We start from the raw sequence: 21,005 nt of genomic DNA, 5'->3' as shown, positions 1-21,005 counted from the left end.
TGAATAACTGCACACTTTCATGACGCTAGAATTGCAGCAAGATGGCGCTGCAATTACAGTGTGGCTTGAAAAGTAATCTGTTCTGCCAGCCGATAACTGGCGTTAATGAGGATGAGCTGTGTCAGAGTTGTTATCCATCGCCTTATTTTTAGCTTCGGTGGTGCTTTATGCCTGGAAAGCGGGTCGTAACACCTGGTGGTTTGCCGCCACGCTCACGGTGTTAGGTCTGTTCGTGGTGCTGAATATCACCCTCTACGCCAGCGACTACTTTACCGGCGACGGCATCAACGACGCGGTACTCTACACTCTGACCAACAGCCTGACCGGCGCCGGGATCGGCAAATACATTCTGCCGGGCGTCGGCGTGGCCGTCGCGCTGGTTGCCGTCTTTGGCGCCCTGGGGTGGGTTCTGCGCCGCCGTCGGCATCATCCTCATCACGTCGGCTACAGCCTGGCGGCGCTGCTGCTGGCGCTGGCTTCGGTCGACGCCAGCCCGGCCTTCCATCAAATCAGCGAGCTGGTGAAATCGCAGTCGCGGGAAGGAGATCCGGACTTTGCGGCGTACTACAAAGAACCGTCGAAGCGTATCGACAATCCGCAGCTGAATCTGGTCTATATCTATGGCGAAAGCCTTGAGCGCACCTATTTTGATAACGATGCTTTCCCCAACCTCACCCCTGAGCTTGGCAGAATAAAAGATGAGGGCATTGATTTCAGCAATACGATGCAGCTGCCGGGGACCGATTACACCATCGCCGGCATGGTCGCATCACAGTGTGGCATTCCGCTGTTTGCCCCGTTTGAAGGCAACGCTTCGGCCTCGGTCTCCAGTTTCTTTCCGCAGAATATCTGCCTTGGCGATATCCTGAAAAACTCCGGTTACGAAAACTATTTTGTGCAGGGAGCTAACCTGCGCTTTGCCGGCAAAGACGTGTTTCTCAAATCCCACGGCTTCGATCACCTGTTCGGGGCGGAAGAGCTCAAAACCACGGTAGCCGATCCAACCTACCGCAACGACTGGGGCTTCTATGACGACACGGTACTCGACGAGACGTGGAAAAAATTCGAAGAACTGTCGCAGTCCGGAAAACGCTTTTCACTGTTCGCCCTGACGGTGGACACTCACCATCCCGACGGCTTTATCTCGCGTACCTGCGAGCGTAAACGCTATGACGTGGACGGCAAGAAAAACCTCTCCTTCAGCGCCGTTAGCTGCAGCCAGGAACATATCGCCGCGCTGATCGAGAAGATCAAAGCCTCTCCCTATTTCAAAAACACGGTCATCGTGGTCTCTTCCGATCACCTGGCCATGAAGAACAGCGCCTGGGATTACCTCAACAAGCACGATCGCAGCAATTTGTTCTTTGTCCTGCGCGGCGATCGGCCGCAGCAGGAGACCCTGGCGGTGAAACGCAACACCATGGATAACGGCGCGACGGTGCTGGATATTCTCGGTGGCGATAACTATATCGGCCTCGGGCGCAGCAGTCTCTCTGGCCAGTCGCTCTCCGGTATTTTCATGAATATGAAAGAGAAGGTCCTGGCCTGGAAACCCGACGTAATCCGCCTGTGGAACTTCCCGAAAGAGATGAAAAACTTCACCATCGACTCGCAGAAGAACATGATCGCCTTCTCCGGCAGCCATTTCCGTCTGCCGCTGCTGCTCCGGGTGTCGAACCAGCGCGTTGAACCGCTGCCGGAGAGCGAATACTCGGCGCCGCTGCGCTTCCAGCTGGCCGATTTCGCGCCGCGGGATAATTTCGTGTGGGTCGATCGCTGCTATAAAATGGGCCAGCTGTGGTCTCCTGAGCTGGCGCTCTCCACCGACTGGTGCGTCTCGCAGGGACAGCTGGGGGGTGAGCAGAAGGTCCAGCACGTTGATAAGCCACAGTGGCAAGGTAAGACCGCCTTCAGGGACACCCTTATCGATATGGAGCGCTATAAGGGCAACGTCGATACGCTGAAAGTTGTCGACAACGATATTCGCTATAAGGCCGACAGCTTTGTGTTTAACGTTGCCGGCGCGCCGGAAGAGGTGAAACAGTTTAGCGGCATTTCGCGCCCCGAGTCCTGGGGTCGGTGGTCCAATGCCCAGCTGGGCAGCGACGTGAAGATTGAATATAAAGAGCCGCTGCCGGAGAAATTTGATCTGGTGATCACCGCCAAAGCCTACGGTCCCAATGCCAATAAGCCGATCCCGGTGCGGGTTGGTCAAAGTGAGCAAGTACTTACACTGGTCAATGATGTGACCACCACGACGCTGCATTTCGACAACCCAACGCGCAGCAATACGCTGACCATCACTCCGCCGGACCCGCAGTCCACCAACGAGGGCAATATCCTCGGCCACTCCCCGCGTCAGCTGGGGATCGGTATGGTGGAGATCAAAGTGGTGAAAAGCGAAGGTTAAAGCCACCTTGCCCGGCGGATATTGGCGCCGGGCAACGGTTTCCGTGGCAGGGTGTTAACAATACAGCGGCTTGAGGTCGTCAGCCGACAGTCCGGTAATTTTCTGTACCGTCTCTTTGTCGAGGCCATTCTGTAACATGCTGCCGGCAATGCGCAGCGCCTCACGCCGGCTCCCTTCCTGTAAGCCCTCAAGGCGCCCTTCCAGGCGCCCCTCCTGTCGGCCCTCATGCCGACCTTCCTGCTTAAGCTTTTGCGCGATAGACATCAATGTCTCCTCATACTGTGGCAGACGGCGGGCCAGCCGGCGGAGAAACACGCCCGGCTCGGCCGTGTTACCGTACTGCAGCATATAGTGAAACAGCATTCTCAACTGCCGGGGATTAGTGTATCCCAGCATCACCACGGCCGCCAACGACTCCGTTATGCCGCTGAGATCGCGCTGGCGAATATGCTTTTGCATCAGCTCCAGCAGGGCGACCCGCCGATGCTGCACGATTTCATCGTCCGGCATGACCGTGACGTCGATCAATGGAAACTGACTGCCGTACAGCCTCTTCGCCAGCTGCGGGTCGGCAAATTCATCCAGCCAGTTGAGGGAAAAAGGATACGGACTGGTTGCGCCATGATAAAAAAGCATCGGCACCACCAGCGGCAGCGTTTTGTGCCCGGCGTCGAGGTGTCGCTGCATCGCGGCAATCGCATAGCGCATTAGACGAAAAGCCATATGATTATCCGGCGAGCTCTGATGCTCTATCACCACGTAAATATATCCCGCCCCGCAGGTGGTTTGCACCGACCACAGCACGTCCGAATACCAGGCGCGTAGATCCTCATCGATAAAGCTCGCCGGTTGCAGCCTCAGAGTAGCGAAATCGCACCGCTGGCGGATCGCTTCGGGAAGATAGAGCATGAGAAAATCATTCGCCGTCTCCGGGTGGCGAAGAAATCGTTTAAACACCGCATCATGCGGCGTGGCGGTTATTCGTTTTTTCATGGCCATCCGCTTGCCTGAAAGAGAAGGAAAGCCGGACTCTACCACCGGTTTTTAACCGGTTGGTTTTAACGATGATTTTCTGGGAAGCGCCTCGGAGAATAGCGGAGCGGCCAGTCTGACTGGCCGCCATAGGCAAGATTTAGTAATCAAACTGCCGATAATAACGGCGGATATTCAGGTCGTGGCCGGTATGGTGCTCAAAGTGGGCCGCCAGCCGGTCCACCAACAGAGTAGACACCACGCACGGCGCCATAATCCAGCGGAACGCATCATCAATGCCGTTCAGCGGATAGTCGCGCGGGTCGATCACCACCAGATGGTCAGTTATCTTTTCGGCAAAGCGTTCGACGCGCTCGTCCAGCGTCCGGCATTTCCCCTCGCCCTTCACCAGAAACAGCGGGACCTCTTTTTCCAGCAGCTCCAGAGTGCCGTGGAAAAATTCAGCCGAGCTTACCGACTTGGTCCGCTTCCACTGCATCTCTTCGAGAATACACATCGAGAACAGGTAGACCTCACCCCACATTTCCGCGCCGCCAATCCACATCATATAGCCGCTGTCATGGTACTGCGCGGCAATGCTGTCCGCCTGGGGATCGAACTGGCGTTTGGCCTGCAGAAGATTTTCCGGCAGCAACTCGAGCTGGCTGGCAAAACGCGCATAATCCGCAAACTCGCCGTGACGATAAATGACACGGAAGAATAACCAGTACAGCAGCATATATTCATATTCCACGCCATTTTTGTGGCACATCGGAATATGCCAGCTGGCGGCGGCAGCCAATGGCGAATCGGCATGACGGGTAATGGCTACCACGCGTATCCCCTGCGCCTTGCACCATTCGGCAATGGCCACCGACTCTTTGGTATCGCCGGATTTGGATAACGTCACCACCACCGCCTCTTTATTTAATTTTTTATGCCCGCGATGAATTAATTCCGCCGCCTGCTCAAGATAAACCGGCACGCTGGTTAATTCTTTGGCAAACTCATTAATTGCCATCATCGGAGCTAAAGAACCGCCTACCGAGGCGAAAAATAACGCGCTGCAGCCGCTGTCATAAATAGCGTCGGCCACGGTTTCCGCCTGTTTACGCGCAGCGATGATCTCGCGAGCACTGGTCAGGTACTCGTCCTGATTAAAACCCAACATAGTTTTCTCCTGAATAATCAGATTTTACTTTTTAATACGCGGTCAAAATCGTCGAAAATACGTATCGCCAGATCGATGCCTTTTAGCCCGGCGGTATGCCAGGCCAGCATCTGCACTGAGACAATCAGCAGCAGCGGCGCCAGGTGATGCTCGCACGGGCAGTTAAGCGCCAGCGTTTGTTCATCCTCTTCGTCCCCCAGCGTCAGCGTAAAGGCCTGGGCAATGGACGGCGCCATATAGTCGCGCAGCGCCCGGGTTCGCGCATCCGGCGAGTCTTCCATAAACAGCATCACATGGCGGGCATTGGCTTCCAGATAGGGGCCGTGCATATAGGCTTCCAGCTCAAAGCCGCTGGAAGGTACCCGCACCGTCTCGGTAAATTTGGTTTCGAACTCTTTCGCCACGCCAACCAGCGCGCCATAGCCGGTGGCGACAAAGCGCTCGCCGCGCCGCAGCGTTTCGCTATGCCGGTCGATAAAGCGCGAAGTGCGGGCGATGACCTCCGGGATCGCCGCCGCCAGTCGCTGGAATTCGGCAAGATAGTGCTGCTCCTCGGCTTCACTGGCCTTCCCCTGGCTGCGAGCAATCATCAGCGCTATCAGCAGCAGATTGAGCACTGTCGCGCTAAAGCCGCGGGTGACAAACCCTACGCTCTCGATCCCGGTATTGATATCCAGAACGCCATCGCAGGCCCGCCCGGTCGGGCTTTGCGGGTCGGAGGTCAGGGCAAATACCGGCAGTCCTGAGGCCTGTACCTTACGCATCGCCTCCAGCGTCGACGCGCTTTTTCCGCTCTGTGAAATCGCCACCACCAGATCGGTATGCGGGTCGATAGTTTCGTAATGGGTAAAGTTGTACGGCTCTTTAATGTCCACCAGCACGTCAAAGCGTTGTTCAAAGAAATAGCGCGCGCAAAGCGCGGCATTCAGCGACGATCCGGTCGCCAGCAGCAAAATACGCCGCACCGGCTGCTGGCGGGCGAAGGTCTCAATCGCCGCCAGCTTGCGCCGGTAGTCGCGCAGGATCTGCGCCAGACAGGCCGGCTCTTCGCTGATATAGGTCATCATTGTTGGTCGCATAGCTCACTCCCGTTAAAACAATCCGATCCACGAACCCAGAATGCCCACCAGCGCCATTCCGCCGATAATAGAGAGCGGTTTAACCTTCCGCCCCAGCAGCCAGTAGACGATGCCGAAACTCACCAGCGGCAGCATGCAGGGCAGAATGTCGTTGATGATGTCCTGCACCTGAGTTTTGGCCTCCCCGGCCCCGAAGGAGACAGGGATGGTGATATCGATCATTGAGGCGGTCATCGCCCCGACCACCATCAGGCCGATAATCGACGCCCCGTACGTCAGGCTCTCCATCATTCCGCTCTTCTGGATCCGCTGCAGCACCCCGGTGCCCAGCACGTAGCCCCAGCGGGTAAAGTACCAGCGCACCAGAATGTGCGGCACGTTAAACACCAGCAGAAACAGGATCGGCCCGAGAATATTGCCCTTTAGCGCCAGGCTGGTGCCGATGCCGGTGGCGATCAGGCGCAGCGTTCCCCAGAAGAAGGAGTCTCCCAGCCCGGCCAGCGGCCCCATCAGCGAGGCTTTGACGTTATCAATCGCGTTGGCATCCATATTTTTCTGCTGGCTGTTTTTCTCCTCCATCGCCGTCGTGATCCCCAGCAGCAGGGTGACGATATGCGGCGTGGTATTGAAGAACACCAGATGGCGTTTCAGCGCCCCGGCCAGCTCCTCTTTGCGCGGATAGAGCTTCTTCAGCACCGGGATCAGCGCGTAAACAAAGGCGAGATTCATCTGTCGCTCATAGTTCCACGAGAACTCCATCTGGAAGGAGCGCCAGAACACCCGGCGTAAATCACGCGGCGTAATTCGCGCTTCTTCCTGCTCCTGCGGCTGCAGGGTCTCTTCAGAAATCATCTTCGTCGTCATCGCTGACTCCTTGTTCTGTCGTGGTACGAGGTGCGCTCAATGCGGTGACATTAACCATCACCACCGCCACGATGGCGCCGAGAATGGCGATACCGGTCACCGGGATTTTCAAATAGGCCATCAGTACAAAGCCGAGGAAAAAGTACGGCGCCACCTTCTTGTTAATCAGCAACCTGGCGAGCATCGCGAAGCCGAGAGCCGGAATGATCCCGGTGGCCACGCTGAGTCCGTGTTTAATAAATTCCGGGATCGTATCGAGCAGGGATTTCACCGCGTTGCTGCCCACCAGGAATGAGACGGTCACCACCGTGGCAAGCATCAGCGACAGGCCGAATCCGGCAATCAGATGCATCCGCTCAATGCCGCGCGTATCCGCCCGTTCCGCATAGCCGTCCGCTTTCTGGCTGAGCAGCGGAATAAACATCCCCAGATAAACGTTTTTCAGGATCAGGGTCAGGGTGGCGATAGGCAGGCCGAGCAACAGCGCCGTTTCCGTGCCCGCGCCGGAGGTGATGGCGAACGCCACGCCGAGAATACCGCCGGTCACCACGTCGGGCGGGATCGAGGCGCCAACGGAGAACGAACCGATAAACGCCAGCTCCAGCGTCGCGCCCATAATGACGCCGGTCTGCACATCCCCCAGCACCAGACCGGTCAGTAGCCCGGTGACGATAGGCCGGGAAATCAGCGACGTCCCTAAGGCATATTCCGATTGCGCGATAAACGCCACCAGACCCAGTAAGAGAGCCTCTACCATAATCTGTCCTCCGGAATCACACGCATTCCGTAAAAAGCTGTTTGCGATCGTTCGGGACCTGGCGAATCTCCACCTCGACGCCTTTGCCCACCAGTTGTTGCAACTGCTCTATTTCCTCCGGCAATAAATTAATCGCCTTAGAGATATTTTTACTGCCCTCTTTGGCTTTAATTCCGCCGAGATTAATACTTTTAATTTCCTCGACGGCGCTGGCAATACGCCAGGCGTCATTGACCGATTCCACAACAATAAATAAATTATATTTATCGGTAACCCCGCTTTTTATCGCCTCAATTGAGTCATTTATATTTTTAATCACCAGCTTCACCGAGGGTGGTTTAGCTAGCTTAATGGTGGTTTTCCGCAGTTCATCCTCAGGGACACTGTCGTTGGCGATTAAAATACAATCGGCGCCGACATATTGGGTCCAGGAAAAGGCTACCTGGCCGTGAAGTAATCGATGGTCAACCCTTAATAACGTAATCATCATGCATCCTCATTTCAGAAGTCTTTATCCATAGTCATCGCCCCGGCAATAGTCTGATTGCAGTACTGAATGCTCTCTTTGGCGTTGATTAATGCTTCAGAAATTAATTTTTCGGTATTCTCTTCCGCTGCAGAAATAAGCAGATCAATAATTAATGGTAGATTTAACCCGGACAATAAATGGAAGTGCGGGCGCGATAAAAAACGCACAAACTCATTATTCACGCTACCGGCGAAAATATCCGTAATCACTATCAGCTCATCCTGCGCCGGGAAACGCGCCAGCAGCGCCTCCACCTGCTGCGTCAGATCGACCTCCTCTTCCACATAGGCGCACAGAGTATAAATATCCGGCTGTTTACCGAGGATCAGCTCCACAGAGTTCAACAAACCGTTAGCAAAGGTGCCGTGGCTGGCAAAAATATAGTGTCGTTTCATCCTTACCTCGAAAGCGCATTCCACTGCTTTCTTAATTGCAACCGACGTGCCAGAAACAGTGGCGCGTCGGCTAACGTAAGGACAAAAGGGAGAGAAGCGTTAAAACTCTTGATCTTCCTGAATAAATTCCGTTTCCCGCGTCAGAATATCGTGAATGTAGTACAGTTCTACGGCGGGGATTTTGACACTATATCCACTCTCTATGACACTAAAGGCCTCGCGCAGCGTCGCCAGCTCGCGCTCCGGACACTGCCTTCCCGCATAATGGGTTGGGGAAGCGTGGCGAATTAACCGCTCTATCAGACAGCTGATATGCACATACAGCGCCACCTTACGTTCGTTGGGCACCTCGTACCCGGCCAAATGCTCATAGCGCAGCAAAAACTGCTCAACCTGGTTGATCACCTTCGCGGTATCGAGGATCGTCACCGACTCGATCACCCGCCGCAGCGAGAAGTTTTTCAGGATCAGGTTGTTGATCTCGCTGACCTGCTCCGCTGTCGCCAGTTCGCCGAAGATACGCATTAGCGGGCGGCTTCCCTCCCCCGAGATCAGCGAATCCAGCGAGATCCACGGGAGATCGGCAAGATGCGGATCGAGGGTGCCGACGATCGCCAGCACGTCGTAGCGGCTGAGCATCGGCTCCCGCCGCGCGGGGTCGGCCAGGGTCTCCACATCGCAGGCCACAATATCAACGCCGAGCGCTTCAGGGATGCTGGCTTTTAACAGCGCCGAAAGGTTCGCCGCAGCGCCCAGGCCGGTGGCGCAGGTGGTCAAAATCGCCCGCGGTTTATCGGTCTGCGGGTAATAGAGCTGGTGCTCAACCGCCAGATCGTCGCCGATCTCGCGGACGATATCTTCCAGCATATCGCCGTGTAAAATCCGCTCCCCGACGTACATCGCCATGCCGGTGGAGACATTGTTAATAATCGCCACCGGCGTATTCAGGCGACGATTAAAATGGCTGTGAATAGCGTTCAGCGATCCCATATCGACCAGAATGATCAGCCCTGACGCCAGCGCATGGCGCTCAATATACGCCATCACCTGATTAGCGATAGCCTCCGGCGTCACGTCGAGCGGCATGTCGAATGACTCAAACAGCGGGCTTTTCAGCAAGCGGTTCGCCACGCTGGCGATGCTGCTGGCGGTGGCGTAACCGTGAGCGAGAATAATCGCGCGGGTCACCTGCTGCTGGCTGATTGCGCCGTTTTTCTGGAACCATAGCACCAGCAACAGCAGGTCAATACGCCGGGGCTCAATATCCAGCTTCAACGCCAGCGCGTCGAGGATCGCTTCGCAAAAGCGATACAGCAGCGGGAATTTGTTTGCCAGAAAATCCGCCAGCAGACGGATTTTCTCATTGCTCATCGTGGACGCCGCCTGACGGGAGCGATGGATCAGGTAGTGGCTCAGGGCGTAGAGACAGTTGCCGTTAAACTGGATATTGAAGCGTTTTTCCAGGCGATAATACTCCTCCCGCACCTGATGGGCGATCAGCAGCAACATCTGCGAGCTACTGGCATCCTGGTTATCAAAGATCAGCCGATCGAAGAGGGTTTCAATCTCCTCCCCCATGCTTCTTTGCGCCTCTTCCCAGACCGTTTTTTTATTTAGCACTGCTTCATACAGCGCCAGAATCCGACACTGAACGTCATGGATCAGCCCCTGAACCGGATCGCGCGCCCGCAGCAGCCAGACCAGGCTGGTCTGCGGCTCGATAAGCAGCGGCTCCTTCTGGCCCATGGCTTCACTGAGCGCCGGCGTCGCCGCCATGATATTTTCCGGCAGATCGTGCAGCGTCACGGTCAGCATCTCGCTGCCTGGAGACCTGGCCCAGGCCGATGCAACGGCGTACTTCACCACATTCTTCAGCTCGCCGACGTTGCCTCGATAAACGTACTGCGTCAGAACCTGCAAAAGCCGCGGCGTGAGCTGCAGCCTGGCGGCAAGCGTTCGCGCCTCCTGCCAGAAAAACTGCAGCGTTAGCGCCTCCTTCTCCTCGCGGCTACGCTGTTGAAGATCGGGCAAGCTGACCAGGATCGGAATACGACGAAGAAAGGTGGTCAGAAACGTGCTGTGAATATCTTCGGTGGTGGCAAACACCAGCCGCAGGGAAATCGGCAGGCCATGGGCGGTCTCTCCCACCCGGTAGATCTCCTTGCGGTCCAGCCAGGTGAAGAGCTTCTCCTGCCCCTGAGCATCCAGTCGATGGACCTCGTCGAGAAACAGCATCCCGCCGTTTGCCGCCTCGAACGCCCCGGCTTTATCGCTCTGCGCGCCGGTAAACGCGCCTTTGACATAGCCAAACAGGTTGGCGGCCAGCAGCTCCGGGTTACTGGCATATTGCGCGCAGTTGAAGCTGACAAAGGGCGCATCGGGCGCCAGCAGGCCCTGGGCGATCGCGAACTCGTGCATCAGCTCCGCCATATAGCTTTTGCCGGTTCCGCTGTCGCCGACGATCAGTAACGGCAGGCCGCCGTTGGGATAAAACAGCGCGGTTTTCATCTGCTCAATCGGTTTACGCAGGCTGCCGTCATGCCCGGTCAGCAACGAAAAATGGTCCGCCTGTTCCGGCTGGCGGTCACTCTCCGCGAGCAGCTCCGCCATGCTGGCGTACTCGCTGCGGGAAAGGGGGAAGAACTGCTGGCAGAAGGCTTTTTTATGCAGAAAATAGACCGGCCGGGTGTTGATCTTCACCAGCACGTCCTGGGCGACCAGCTGATTGAGATAGTGGCTGGCGGTATTTCTTTGCATCGCGAAACGCTGAGCCAGCCAGCTGGCGGTAAAAACGTCGCTCAGGTTATCCGGATCGAAAAAATCGGTCTGATTTTGCAAAAAAGCCAACAGTTCCGTTTTACGCATTACATCCCCCTCGTTGCCATTACGAAGAGATATGATGCGGCAAAAGAGAGGGTTATCGACGCCCCGTGCTGTTTTTTGCGGCCCAGCGCACACTCCCGCCTAAGCGGACTTCGCTGCGGCACACTCCATCGTCATTTCATACTGCTGCAGCGATAGCGGCGCATACCCCGCCGCGGCAAACAGCGGCGTAAAGGTTTCCGGAACCGTCACCGACGTGCCGATCCCCGGGAACTGCTGCGCCAGCGCCATCAGCAGCGCTTGCGCCAGCCCCTGGCGACGGGCGGCGGGTTCCACCCATAAAAACTGCAGTACAGGCCGTGAGCCCGAGGTGCTCAGTACCGCGAAGGCGCGCTGTTCCAGGGTCACGACGCGGCATGGCAGGGTGGCGAAGGTAAGCGGATCCATCAGCCAGGGGAGCTGACTGTTACTCTCCTCAACGGCGCGTCGAAGCAGTGCCAGGATCGGATAAGGCTGTAACACGCCAGGCGCCGCAGCCAGAGGCTCTGCGCTCAGGTAGCCGCAGAGACCATAGCGCCGCGTAAAGCCTAACGACTGATACAGCGCGACGGCCGCGTGGTTATCGCGGATCACCTCCAGGGAAACCGTCTCGATCTCCTGCTGCTGCAGAAGCGTCAGCAGCTCCTGCATCAATTTCCGCCCAAGACCTTTGCCGCGCCAGGCCGGGCGCAGGGCAAAGGCCGCCAGGCGAGCCATATTCCCCCGACGCGCGACGATCGCGATCGCCGCCGGTTCATCTCCGGCCAGCCAGACGCGGGAATCGATCAGGCTCATCCCCTCGGCGCTAAAGCGCTGAACAAATCCCTCCACCGACTGGGTCACCGGTACCAGATAGGCTTCAAAACAGGCGTTAAGAATATCCGTTAACTGCACGCTGCTGAACTGCGTGGCGGGAACGGCGGTCAGCTCCATATTTTTCTCCCGAAGGCTGCTATGCTCAGGTGATGAAAACTAACACTATAACTGCCGGCGCCGGATTACGCCTGACCGAGGAGAGTGATATCGCCCTTCTGCCGGCCATTGAACGTTCCGCCGCTCAGGCATTTCGTCAGATCCCCGCTCTCGCCTGGCTGGCGGACAGCGAGGTGATTAGCGTTGCGCGCCATCATGATTATCTGGAAACGGAACATAGTCTGCTGGCGGTGGCCGCCGGGCAGCCGGTTGGTTTTATTCTTACCGAACCGCTCGACGATGCCTTATTTATCGCCGAAATCGCCGTCCACCAGGCCTGGCAGCATCAGGGCATCGGGCGGATGCTGCTGGAGCAGGTTATCGAGCGCGCCCGGCAAATGGCTTACCCGGCGGTGACCCTCACCACCTTCCGCGAAGTGCCGTGGAATGCGCCGTTTTATACCCGCCTGGGATTCGCCATACTCGATGAGCTTACCCTGCCCGCCGGGCTGGCGGCGAAAAGAGAACAGGAGACCCGGCACGGACTGCCGCCGGAGACGCGCTGCGCCATGCGCCTGGCGTTGTAGACGCCAGCGCTGAATTTAGCGGCGATATATGGTACAAAGTACCAATCAAAACTTACCTGTTGCTACCCGTATGTCCTGGTCAATCGATATTATTTCCTGTATTACCGATCGCTTTGTGGAGCTCACGGCGACCGAAAAACGCATCGCGCAGTTTATTCTCGATGATGTCGCGGCGGCGGCGGAGCTACCCATCGCCGAAATAGCGCGTCTGACTCAGACCAGCCAGGCGTCGGTCACCCGTTTTGCCCGGGCGCTCGGCTGTAAAGACGTCCGTGAGCTGAAGATGAAGCTTGCGCAATCCCTTGCGGTCGGCCAGCGGTTTATCCTCGATGTTCCGGACCTCGAAGGCGTACAGGGGATCTATGAGTCAATCATTAGCGTGCTGGAGACCAATCGCCGGGCGCTGGATATCGAGGCGTTGAAGCGTGCGGTGAGCTGGTTGAGTGCAGCGCGGCAGATCCTCGCCCTTGGAATGGGCGGCGGGTCAACCATCTGCGCTCAGGAGATTCAATATCGCCTGTTTCGTCTTGGTCTTCCGGTCGTCAGTCAGAGCGATGGTCTGCTGGTACGCATGATGAGCTCGGCGGTGACGCCGCAGGATGTGGTGATTGTGCTGTCTCTGGGCGGCTATACCCCGGAGATCATCGAGAGCGCGGCGATTGCCAGCCAGTACGGCGCGAAGGTCATTGCGATTACCCCCGCCGGGACGCCGCTGGCTGAGCAGGCGGATCTGGTGCTGCCGCTGCTGGTGCGGGAAAACGACTATATCTTCAAGCCCAGCACTTCGCGTTATGCGATGCTGGCGATGGTCGATGTGCTGGCCACCGAACTGGCGATGGCCAACAAAACTCAGGCAAAAGGCAAATTACGTCGTATTAAGCTGGCCCTCGACAGCCACCGCGGCGGCGTCGATCGCCAGCCTCTTGGCGACTAGCCACCGGCAGCGGCGATAAACCTCTCCGCCTGCAGGCGGGTACGTTCCACGGCCTGTCCGGCGCGATAAAGATCGCTGCCCAGGCCGGCTCCGGCGCACCCAGCCCGCATCCAGGTTGCCAGATTCTCCGGCGTCACGCCGCCCACCGCCAGCACCGGCACCTCCGACGGCAGCACCGCTTTCAACGCCCGAATGTAGTCCGGACCGAAAGCAGAAGACGGAAATATCTTCAGCCACTGCGCCCCGGCATCCAGCGCGTTAAACGCCTCAGTCGCGGTGGCGCATCCGGCACAAACCTGCATTCCGTGCGCCACTGCCTGACGGATCACCGCAGGCTGGGTATTCGGCGTCACAATAAGCTTCGCCCCGGCCTCAGCGAGAAAATCGACCTGTTCCACGCGCAGTACCGTTCCCGCGCCTATCATCGCCTGCTCGCCAAACCGCGCAACCATCTGCGGAATACTCTGCTGCCAGTCTGGCGAATTGAGCGGGATTTCGATATAGCGAAAGCCTGCATTGATTAGCGTCTCAATATGATCTGCCGCCTCAGCGGGTTGAATGCCGCGTAAAATCGCCACCAGCTTAATCTTGTTCATGCATTATCCTCGCCATGCCAGCCAGCAATGCCTCATCGCCACTGCAGCTGTTAACCGTCATTCCGCGCGCCTTCATCGCCCGACCGTAGCGGGCATTCAGCGCCGGGTCGCCAACCAGCGTGACGGCAGAAGTACGGAAACGCTGCCCCAGGGTCGCTACCTCCGCGCCAATCAGCAGCCCGGAGAGGTAATCGCTGACCGAGCTCGCCGCCAGACCGCCCAGCACCCGGGCGGCCCTGGCGACAAACAGTTCGCTAATCAGCGACGGCTGCGCCAGCCCTTTTTCCAGCCCCCGTTCAAACGCCGCCTCGTCCGGCTGCTGGGCAGGCAGCCCTTTGCCGATCAGCGATTGCGTCATCAGCAGATGATGCAGTTCGCCGGTCATCGCCGTGGCAAAATGACGCACCTCGCCGCCCGCCACCTGGACCCATTTGCAGTGGGTGCCCGGCAGCACGTAACACTCCGCCGGCGCCAGCTGGCAGGCCCCCAGCAGCTGCGTCTCTTCGCCGCGCATCACGTTGAAATCCCCATCCTGTTCAATCTTGAGGCCGGGAATAATCCACACGCCTTCAGCAACGGCGCATAGCTGCCGCCCGGGGGCGTCGATCGCCGCCGGACAGTCCAGATACGGCACCGCCTGCCAGCCCGCGTCGCTGCCGATCATCCCGGCCATCAGCACCGGCAGCGCCTGTGCGCCGCGCCAGGGGGCCAAATGCTCCGCGAATACATCGGCAGGCGATCGTCCGTTCAGGCGGGTAATACCCAGCGGCAGCTGCTTCGTTTCGACGCACTGGCCGTTGCGAATCAGCCAGCCGCGCAGCTGGGTAGAGCCCCAGTCGACGGCAATATAATCTTTCATTGTGCTTCTCCTGAGAGCTGCACCGCCGTCTTCGCCGGGATCGCCTCCCCTTCCCGCTCCTGGGTAATCATTTCCAGCGCCTGCTGACGGCTGATTTTGCTGGCTGGCGTCATGACGGTGACAAAAATAGCGGAAACAAAGCTGCCAACGACCGACGGAATGCATGGATTGCCCCAGTAAGCCAGCCAGTCGGCCTTAACCAGAACCACAATAGACACCAGCATGCCGCTCAGCAGCGCGGTGAGCGCGCCCTGCCAGTTAAAGCGCAGCCAGAAGCGGCCGAGAATGGAACAGACGAAGAGCCCGGACATCAGCATGGAGATCATTTTGGTGATATAGCTGATGATATCGTTCGAGGTCAGGGCGAAGATCATCGCCAGGCCGATGACGAACGCCAGCATCCAGCGAGAGAGCGTTATCGCCTTATGCGCCGGCGGCATTTTTCCGGTAACGAGGGTATAGACATCCCGCATCATGATGGCCACGGCGGCTATCGCATCGGAGCTGGCCGAAGACATGGTGGCGGAAAGTCCGGCAATCAGGACCACCAGCCCGAGGATCGCCGGTAAGAAGCTGGTGGCGAACAGGAAGGCGTAGTTACTGTTCTCAAGATTGGGGTTCATCGTCCAGGCCGCCATGCCGATGATCGCCGGCAGCACCGAGAAAAACAGATACAGCACGCCGGTATAGACAAACGAGCGCCGCACCGAAGAGACGTCTTTTCCCGAGTAAATACGCTGGCGATAGGAAGGGGTCGCCAGCACGCCGACGCCGATGACCATCGCCAGCGATAGCGCCGGAATGGCCCCCAACTTATCGACCGCAAACAGGCTCATCGCCTTGGGATCCATCGCCTGAACGATGGCATCCCAGCCCCCGACGTGAACCACTGCCAGAATCGCCATCAGGATAAAACCGAAAAACAGAATTAATGCCTGAATGGTATCCGTCCACACCACCGCAGAATAACCGCCGATAATGACGTAAATCGCAAACGCCATGGCAATAATAATTTTTGCCACCGTCAGATTAATTCCTGTCGCCCAGGCTAAATACATACTCCCGCCAAGAATATGCGCCCCCAGCCAGCCAATTGAGGCAATAAATATCATTATCCCGACGAGGTTTTTAATTAAATGGCTGCCCCCTGTGTAATAAGAAAGCTCTTCGCTCATGGTCATAAAGCGCAGCTTTCGCACCGGCGCAAACAGCCAGGCCACCAGTAAAATACCAATGGCGCCGCCCACGCCGTAGAGCATCCCGGCCCATCCATTGCTGTAGCCGAAGCCGACAGCGCCCATGCTTGAACCGGTTCCCACCATGGTCGCCACGGTGGACCCCAGCGTCAGGAACAGCGGCAAAGAACGGCCGCCGAGTAAAAAATCCTCACCGCTTTTTTGATGACGGGACACGTACCAACCAAGCCAAATCATGGCCAACGCGTAAATAATAAAGCCGACTAAAAAGACATGACTATTCATAATTCACATCCTGCCAGTTAATTTTGTAAAGGTAAAAGGCTACGAAGCGCTGAATTATTTCAGCGCTCAAAATGACTGTTTATATTTCTGGTTACTAACTTTTTATGCGCGAGAAGCGTTATAACAGGTCACATCCACTTCGACTTTACAATCCACCACCAGGTCCGCTACGCAGCAGATGCGGGCAGGCGGGTTGTCGCCAAAGAACTCGCGGAAGACTTTATTGAAAGACTGAAAATAGCGCGCATCGGTGAGGATCACTTTAACATGCACCACGTCGGCCAGGGTGTAGCCCGCTTCGGTCATGATATCTACGCAGTTCTGAATCGCCAGACGCGACTGGTCGACAATCCCGCCTTCCACCACTTCTCCGTCCTTCATCGGCGTCTGGCCGGAGACGTACAGCCAGCCTCCCGCTTCCACCGCCCGCGCGAACGGCAGGTGCTGCCCGCCGGTACCGGTACCGCCCTCTACGCCATAACGTTTAATACTCATTTTTCACTCCTCAGTTCATTCGGCGGCGCAGGAAACGCCCCGCGCGCCCGATAATCTTTTTGTCGCTGCCGTAGCTCATCACGCCGTTAACCATCACCGCCTCAATACCGTCCGCCGGACGTTTCGGGTCGGAGAAACTGGCGACATCGCGCACCGTCAGCGGGTCAAACAGCACCAGGTCGGCGTAATAGCCCACTTTTACCAGCCCACGATCCGCCAGCTGGAAGCGCGCCGACGACAGCCCGGTCATTTTGTGGATCGCGGTAGTCAGCGGAAACAGGCGTTCATCGCGGCAGTAGTGGCCCAGGACCCGCGGAAACGCGCCCCACAGCCGCGGATGCGGCATCGGGTCGTTCGGCAGCCCGTCGGAGCCAATCATGGTCACCGGATAACCCAGCACCCGTCGTACGTCCTGCTCGTCCATGTTGTAATAAATAGCGCCTGCCGGCATCAGCCGCGCCGCGGCGTCGTGCAGGCTCTCCTGCCATTCATCGGCGATCTGCTGCAGCGTTTTTCCGGCCTGCTCGGGCTGTGCTTCCGACCAGGTGATGACGATATCGAACTCATCGGTGACCTGCTTCATATCCAGCGTCGACGAGCTGGCGGAATAGGGGTAACAGTCGCAGGCGATCTCCTGGCGCTGGCGCATCTCATCGAAGAAAGCCAGCGTCTCCTTCGTGCGACCCCAGTTTTTCGCGCCGGCGCACTTATGGTGCGAGACCACCACCGGCACGTTGCCGTGGCGACCAATACGGAACGCCTCGTCGAGCGCCTCCAGAATCGGCTCGAACTCCGAACGCAGGTGGGTGGTGTAAATTCCCCCCTCTGCCGTCAACTCCTCAGCGAGCGCCATCACTTCTTCGGTGGTCGACTGGAAGGCGCTGGCGTAGGCAAGTCCCGTGCTCAGTCCTAAAGCGCCCTGGCGCAGCGCATCGCGCAACTGTATGCGCATGCCGGCGATTTCCGTCTCGCTCGCCGGGCGGAACAGGTCATCCATATGGTTATTGCGCAGCGCGGTGTGCCCAATCAGCGTCCCGACGTTAAGCGAGGGTCGCGCGGCCTCTACCGCATGGGCATAGGCTTCGACGGTGGGATAGATAAAGTGCTGTCGTTCGCCGAGAAGATTCATCGGGTCCGGCACCTCGCCGCGCATGGTGGCGGTTGCCGCGCTGATCCCACAGTTGCCGACGATCACGGTTGTCACCCCCTGGCTGAGCTTAGGCAGATACTCCGGCATACGGATGACGTTGATATCGTCATGGGTGTGAACATCGATAAAGCCAGGCGCCAGTACCCGCCCTTGACCATCTATCTCCTGCTCCGCCGCGACGTCAAGCGCCGGAGCGATAGCCATTATTCGGTCGCCCTTCACCGCCACATCGGCACGGTATTGCGGCCCGCCGCTCCCGTCGATCACCGTGACGTTTTTGAAAAGCCAGTCAACTTTCATAGCAATTACTCCCTTTCGACATACCGACAAGTTAACCATTTACAAGTGCAAAAAACAGTGGAAAACTACGCAAAAACCAGATCATTTTGTGATACTTTTATTCAAAAGAAACAACAATTATTAATTAAAATCATTATTATCAAATAGTTATAACTGATACCCAGCAACTCACCGATTATAAACCCTGAAAGGAAAGTGTTATGAAATACCATTCAGCACCGCTCATTCCGCACAAATCCGCCCTCATGTCCGCGCCGGCTAATCTCCTGGCTGAAGAGGGCTGTCTGCCTGCCGCGCTGCTAAAAAAGTCGGCGCTGGAAAATAATATTTCATGGATGCAGCGCTACGCCGATGCCCGCGGCGTATCGCTGGCGCCGCATGGTAAAACGACAATGACGCCATGGATATTTCAGGCGCAGCAGCGAGCGGGAGCGTGGGGGATCGGCGTGGGCAGCGCCTGGCAGGCCAGCGCGGCGATGGCCAGCGGCATCCAGCGCGTCCTGATGGTCAATCAGCTGGTCGGTAAGGCCAATATGCAGGTGGTCGCGCAGCTAAAAGCCCACTACCGGGCAGTGGATTTTATCTGCTGTGTCGATAGCGAGGCCAACGTGCGCGCCCTCTCCGCGTTCTTCGCCGCCCAGGGGCAAACGCTGGATGTGCTGATTGAACTTGGCGTGCCGGGCGGGCGCTGCGGCTGTCGTAGCGTGGATGACGCGCTGGCATTGGCGCAGCGGGTCAGCGACCTGCCGGGGCTACGGCTACGCGGTCTGGAATTGTATGAAGGGGTCCTGCACGGCGACGATCCGCAACCGCAGGTGGAAGCGCTATTACAACAGGCTGCAGCGCTAGCCTGCCGCATGGAGCCGCTGGTTGACGGCGAATTTATTCTCACCGGCGCGGGCACCGTCTGGTATGACGTGGTGTGCAACATCTGGCTGGCGGCGGCAAAACCGCGCCGCTGCCGTATCGTCATTCGCCCTGGCTGTTATATCACCCACGATCGCGGGATCTACGATCTCGCCCAACAAGCGCTGATCGCCCGCGATCCGATTGCCTGCGATCTCGCCGGCGATCTCACTTCAGCGCTGGAGCTGATGGCAATGGTGCAATCGGTGCCGGAGGCAGATCGTGCGGTGGTGAATTTCGGCAAGCGCGACTGCGCTTTCGACGCCGGGCTGCCGCAGCCGATCGCCCATTATCGTCACGGCAGGGAGTTAGCGCTGCGCGCTGAGTCGATCGTCAGCATCGGCATCATGGATCAGCACTGTATGCTGCGCCTGGCGCCGGGCAGCGATGTGCAGGTCGGCGATATTCTGCTGTTCGGCACCTCGCATCCGTGTCTGACCTTTGATAAGTGGAAGACGTTGCTGCTGGTCGATGACGACTACAACGTGCTGGACGAGCTCGAGACGCTGTTTTGACAGGCATCCCGGGTGACGGCGCTCCGCGCCTTACCCGGGCTACACAACCCGCGACGTTCGGTAGCCCGGCTAAGCGTAGCGCAAGCCGGGGGATGCCCCGGTGACGGCGCTCCGCGCCTTACCCGGGCTACACAACCCGCGACGTTCGGTAGCCCGGCTAAGCGTAGCGCAAGCCGGGGGATGTCCCGGGGGACGGCGATTCGCGCCTTACCCGCCCTGGCGCAAGGCGCAAATCTCATCATGCAATGAATGGCTGATGGCGACCCCCTGCCGCTCACTCTGCTGGCGGCAGGCGAAACGCCGCTCGCCCGGCAGCCGCGCGCCCTGATCCTGCATCGCATTGAACAGGGTTTCGGCGCGCGCCAGCTGCTCCTGTGCCTGCGCGCCGAGAAAACGCTGCGGATCCAGCGCCAGAATCAGTTCTCCGCCGTAGGGTAAACCGCCCGCGCCGTTATCCCACGCCAGCGATTCGGCGCTGGTCATATCGCCGATAAGCGGCCCGGCCAGCAGCTCAACCATTGCCGCCAGCGCCGAGCCCTTATGGCCGCCGAAGGTTAACATCGCGCCGTTCAGTACCTCTGTGGCATCGGTAGTCGGCTGCCCCTGGCTGTCGATTCCCCATCCTTCCGGTAGCGCTTTGCCAGCGCGCTGATGCAGCTGGATCTCGCCGCGCGCCGCGGCGCTGGTCGCCATATCCACAATAAACGGCGGTTCCTCCCGCCGCGGCCAGCCAAAGGCGATAGGGTTGGTGCCGAACAGCGGACGGGTGCCGCCCGCCGGGGCGACCCAGGCATGGCTTGGCGTACAGGCCAGCCCCACCAGCCCTGCCTCAGTCAACGGTTCAATATCGGCAAACAACGCGGAAAAATGGACGCAGCGGTTAATCGCCAGCGCCGCAATACCGCTATGCCGCGCTTTCTCCAGCAGCAGCGGCAGCGCGCGTTCGTAGGCCAGCAGCGAAAAGGCGCCCCCGGCATCCGCCCGCACAATCGCCGGCGCCTGGTCGTGGATCTGCGGCTCGGCATCAGGCGAAACCTTACCTTTACGCAAGGTATCGACAATGCCCAACAGCCGCCACAGGCCGTGGGAAGCGCAGCCGTCGCGCTCCCCGGCAGCCACGTTACGGGCGATGGCCGCCGCGTGGTCGGCGCTGAATCCATTGGCGCTGAGCACCGCCAGCGCCAGGTCATAAGCTTCTGGTAACGATAGAGTTACCGACCCCATACTGTTC

At 58.1% G+C, this 21,005-nt stretch carries 20 protein-coding genes; 5 read left to right on the top strand and 15 right to left on the bottom strand.

The window, feature by feature from the left end; translation table 11 throughout:
- Positions 1-118 precede the first annotated feature (118 nt).
- Entirely contained in the window at positions 119-2,410 is a 2,292-nt protein-coding gene (gene opgB / locus ACOI6Z_RS22520) for a phosphatidylglycerol--membrane-oligosaccharide glycerophosphotransferase (protein WP_023291873.1), read from the top strand.
- 54 nt (positions 2,411-2,464) lie between these two features.
- Here the strand turns inward: opgB and ACOI6Z_RS22515 are convergent, their stop codons facing one another.
- From ACOI6Z_RS22515 to ACOI6Z_RS22475, 9 genes are all read right to left on the bottom strand, one after another.
- Entirely contained in the window at positions 2,465-3,409 is a 945-nt protein-coding gene (locus tag ACOI6Z_RS22515; protein ID WP_074423641.1) for an Rpn family recombination-promoting nuclease/putative transposase, read from the bottom strand.
- Positions 3,410-3,542: 133 nt separating this feature from the next.
- Positions 3,543-4,553 carry an SIS domain-containing protein gene (locus ACOI6Z_RS22510; RefSeq protein WP_065812856.1) on the bottom strand — a complete coding sequence of 337 codons (1,011 nt, stop codon included), beginning with the start codon at positions 4,551-4,553 and terminating at the stop codon, positions 3,543-3,545.
- 17 nt (positions 4,554-4,570) lie between these two features.
- Positions 4,571-5,632, bottom strand: coding sequence for an SIS domain-containing protein (locus ACOI6Z_RS22505; protein ID WP_065812855.1), 1,062 nt, complete (start codon positions 5,630-5,632; stop codon positions 4,571-4,573).
- Positions 5,633-5,644: 12 nt separating this feature from the next.
- Complete coding sequence (locus ACOI6Z_RS22500) at positions 5,645-6,496, bottom strand: PTS system mannose/fructose/sorbose family transporter subunit IID (RefSeq protein ID WP_065812854.1); 852 nt, start codon at positions 6,494-6,496, stop codon at positions 5,645-5,647.
- Positions 6,474-7,253, bottom strand: coding sequence for a PTS mannose/fructose/sorbose/N-acetylgalactosamine transporter subunit IIC (locus ACOI6Z_RS22495; protein ID WP_023291868.1), 780 nt, complete (start codon positions 7,251-7,253; stop codon positions 6,474-6,476). The genes ACOI6Z_RS22500 and ACOI6Z_RS22495 overlap by 23 nt, the downstream gene beginning before the upstream one ends.
- Positions 7,254-7,269: 16 nt before the next feature.
- Positions 7,270-7,740: a PTS sugar transporter subunit IIB gene (locus ACOI6Z_RS22490; RefSeq protein ID WP_023319678.1), complete on the bottom strand. Its 471-nt coding sequence runs from the start codon at positions 7,738-7,740 to the stop codon at positions 7,270-7,272.
- 14 nt (positions 7,741-7,754) lie between these two features.
- Positions 7,755-8,177, bottom strand: coding sequence for a PTS sugar transporter subunit IIA (locus tag ACOI6Z_RS22485; RefSeq protein WP_064155480.1), 423 nt, complete (start codon positions 8,175-8,177; stop codon positions 7,755-7,757).
- Between the two features lie 99 nt (positions 8,178-8,276).
- Entirely contained in the window at positions 8,277-11,042 is a 2,766-nt protein-coding gene (locus tag ACOI6Z_RS22480) for a sigma 54-interacting transcriptional regulator (RefSeq protein ID WP_044525294.1), read from the bottom strand.
- Positions 11,043-11,141: 99 nt separating this feature from the next.
- Entirely contained in the window at positions 11,142-11,972 is an 831-nt protein-coding gene (locus ACOI6Z_RS22475) for a GNAT family N-acetyltransferase (RefSeq protein ID WP_032454781.1), read from the bottom strand.
- 32 nt (positions 11,973-12,004) lie between these two features.
- Between ACOI6Z_RS22475 and ACOI6Z_RS22470 the strand changes: the two genes are divergently transcribed.
- Both ACOI6Z_RS22470 and ACOI6Z_RS22465 read left to right on the top strand, forming a co-directional pair.
- Positions 12,005-12,538, top strand: a complete 534-nt coding sequence (locus tag ACOI6Z_RS22470; protein ID WP_032454780.1) for a GNAT family N-acetyltransferase — start codon at positions 12,005-12,007, stop codon at positions 12,536-12,538.
- Between the two features lie 70 nt (positions 12,539-12,608).
- Positions 12,609-13,472 carry a MurR/RpiR family transcriptional regulator gene (locus tag ACOI6Z_RS22465; RefSeq protein ID WP_032429092.1) on the top strand — a complete coding sequence of 288 codons (864 nt, stop codon included), beginning with the start codon at positions 12,609-12,611 and terminating at the stop codon, positions 13,470-13,472.
- Here the strand turns inward: ACOI6Z_RS22465 and ACOI6Z_RS22460 are convergent.
- The 5 genes from ACOI6Z_RS22460 to ACOI6Z_RS22440 all read right to left on the bottom strand — a co-directional run bounded on the left by ACOI6Z_RS22460 (position 13,469) and on the right by ACOI6Z_RS22440 (position 18,353).
- Positions 13,469-14,068: a 2-dehydro-3-deoxy-6-phosphogalactonate aldolase gene (locus tag ACOI6Z_RS22460; RefSeq protein ID WP_023291861.1), complete on the bottom strand. Its 600-nt coding sequence runs from the start codon at positions 14,066-14,068 to the stop codon at positions 13,469-13,471. The two genes, ACOI6Z_RS22465 and ACOI6Z_RS22460, sit on opposite strands and share 4 nt — an antisense overlap.
- A complete protein-coding gene (locus tag ACOI6Z_RS22455; protein ID WP_117129205.1) occupies positions 14,055-14,927 on the bottom strand; it encodes a 2-dehydro-3-deoxygalactonokinase in 873 nt (290 codons plus the stop codon). Before ACOI6Z_RS22455 ends, ACOI6Z_RS22460 begins: the two co-directional genes overlap by 14 nt.
- Positions 14,924-16,408 (bottom strand): sodium:solute symporter family protein, encoded by a 1,485-nt coding sequence (locus ACOI6Z_RS22450; RefSeq protein WP_101976489.1) that lies wholly within the window; start codon positions 16,406-16,408, stop codon positions 14,924-14,926. Before ACOI6Z_RS22450 ends, ACOI6Z_RS22455 begins: the two co-directional genes overlap by 4 nt.
- Positions 16,409-16,510: 102 nt before the next feature.
- Positions 16,511-16,903, bottom strand: a complete 393-nt coding sequence (locus tag ACOI6Z_RS22445) for a RidA family protein (RefSeq protein WP_004204205.1) — start codon at positions 16,901-16,903, stop codon at positions 16,511-16,513.
- A gap of 10 nt (positions 16,904-16,913) precedes the next feature.
- Entirely contained in the window at positions 16,914-18,353 is a 1,440-nt protein-coding gene (locus ACOI6Z_RS22440) for an N-acyl-D-amino-acid deacylase family protein (RefSeq protein WP_117129204.1), read from the bottom strand.
- On the opposite strand from ACOI6Z_RS22440, the gene ACOI6Z_RS22435 reads away from it, so the two are divergent.
- Positions 18,331-18,477 (top strand): hypothetical protein, encoded by a 147-nt coding sequence (locus ACOI6Z_RS22435; protein WP_048296605.1) that lies wholly within the window; start codon positions 18,331-18,333, stop codon positions 18,475-18,477. The two genes, ACOI6Z_RS22440 and ACOI6Z_RS22435, sit on opposite strands and share 23 nt — an antisense overlap.
- 76 nt (positions 18,478-18,553) lie before the next feature.
- Positions 18,554-19,774 (top strand): amino acid deaminase, encoded by a 1,221-nt coding sequence (locus tag ACOI6Z_RS22430; RefSeq protein WP_032454775.1) that lies wholly within the window; start codon positions 18,554-18,556, stop codon positions 19,772-19,774.
- 207 nt (positions 19,775-19,981) lie between these two features.
- Here ACOI6Z_RS22430 and ACOI6Z_RS22425 read toward each other — a convergent pair whose 3' ends face one another.
- Complete coding sequence (locus tag ACOI6Z_RS22425; RefSeq protein ID WP_101995888.1) at positions 19,982-20,998, bottom strand: Ldh family oxidoreductase; 1,017 nt, start codon at positions 20,996-20,998, stop codon at positions 19,982-19,984.
- Positions 20,999-21,005: the final 7 nt, after the last annotated feature.

It is taken from the genome of Klebsiella sp. C239 (assembly GCF_048822715.1).
Lineage (GTDB): Bacteria > Pseudomonadota > Gammaproteobacteria > Enterobacterales > Enterobacteriaceae > Klebsiella > Klebsiella quasipneumoniae.
Note: the sequence above shows the minus strand (reverse complement) of the source record. Positions and strands in the feature narration are given on the sequence as shown.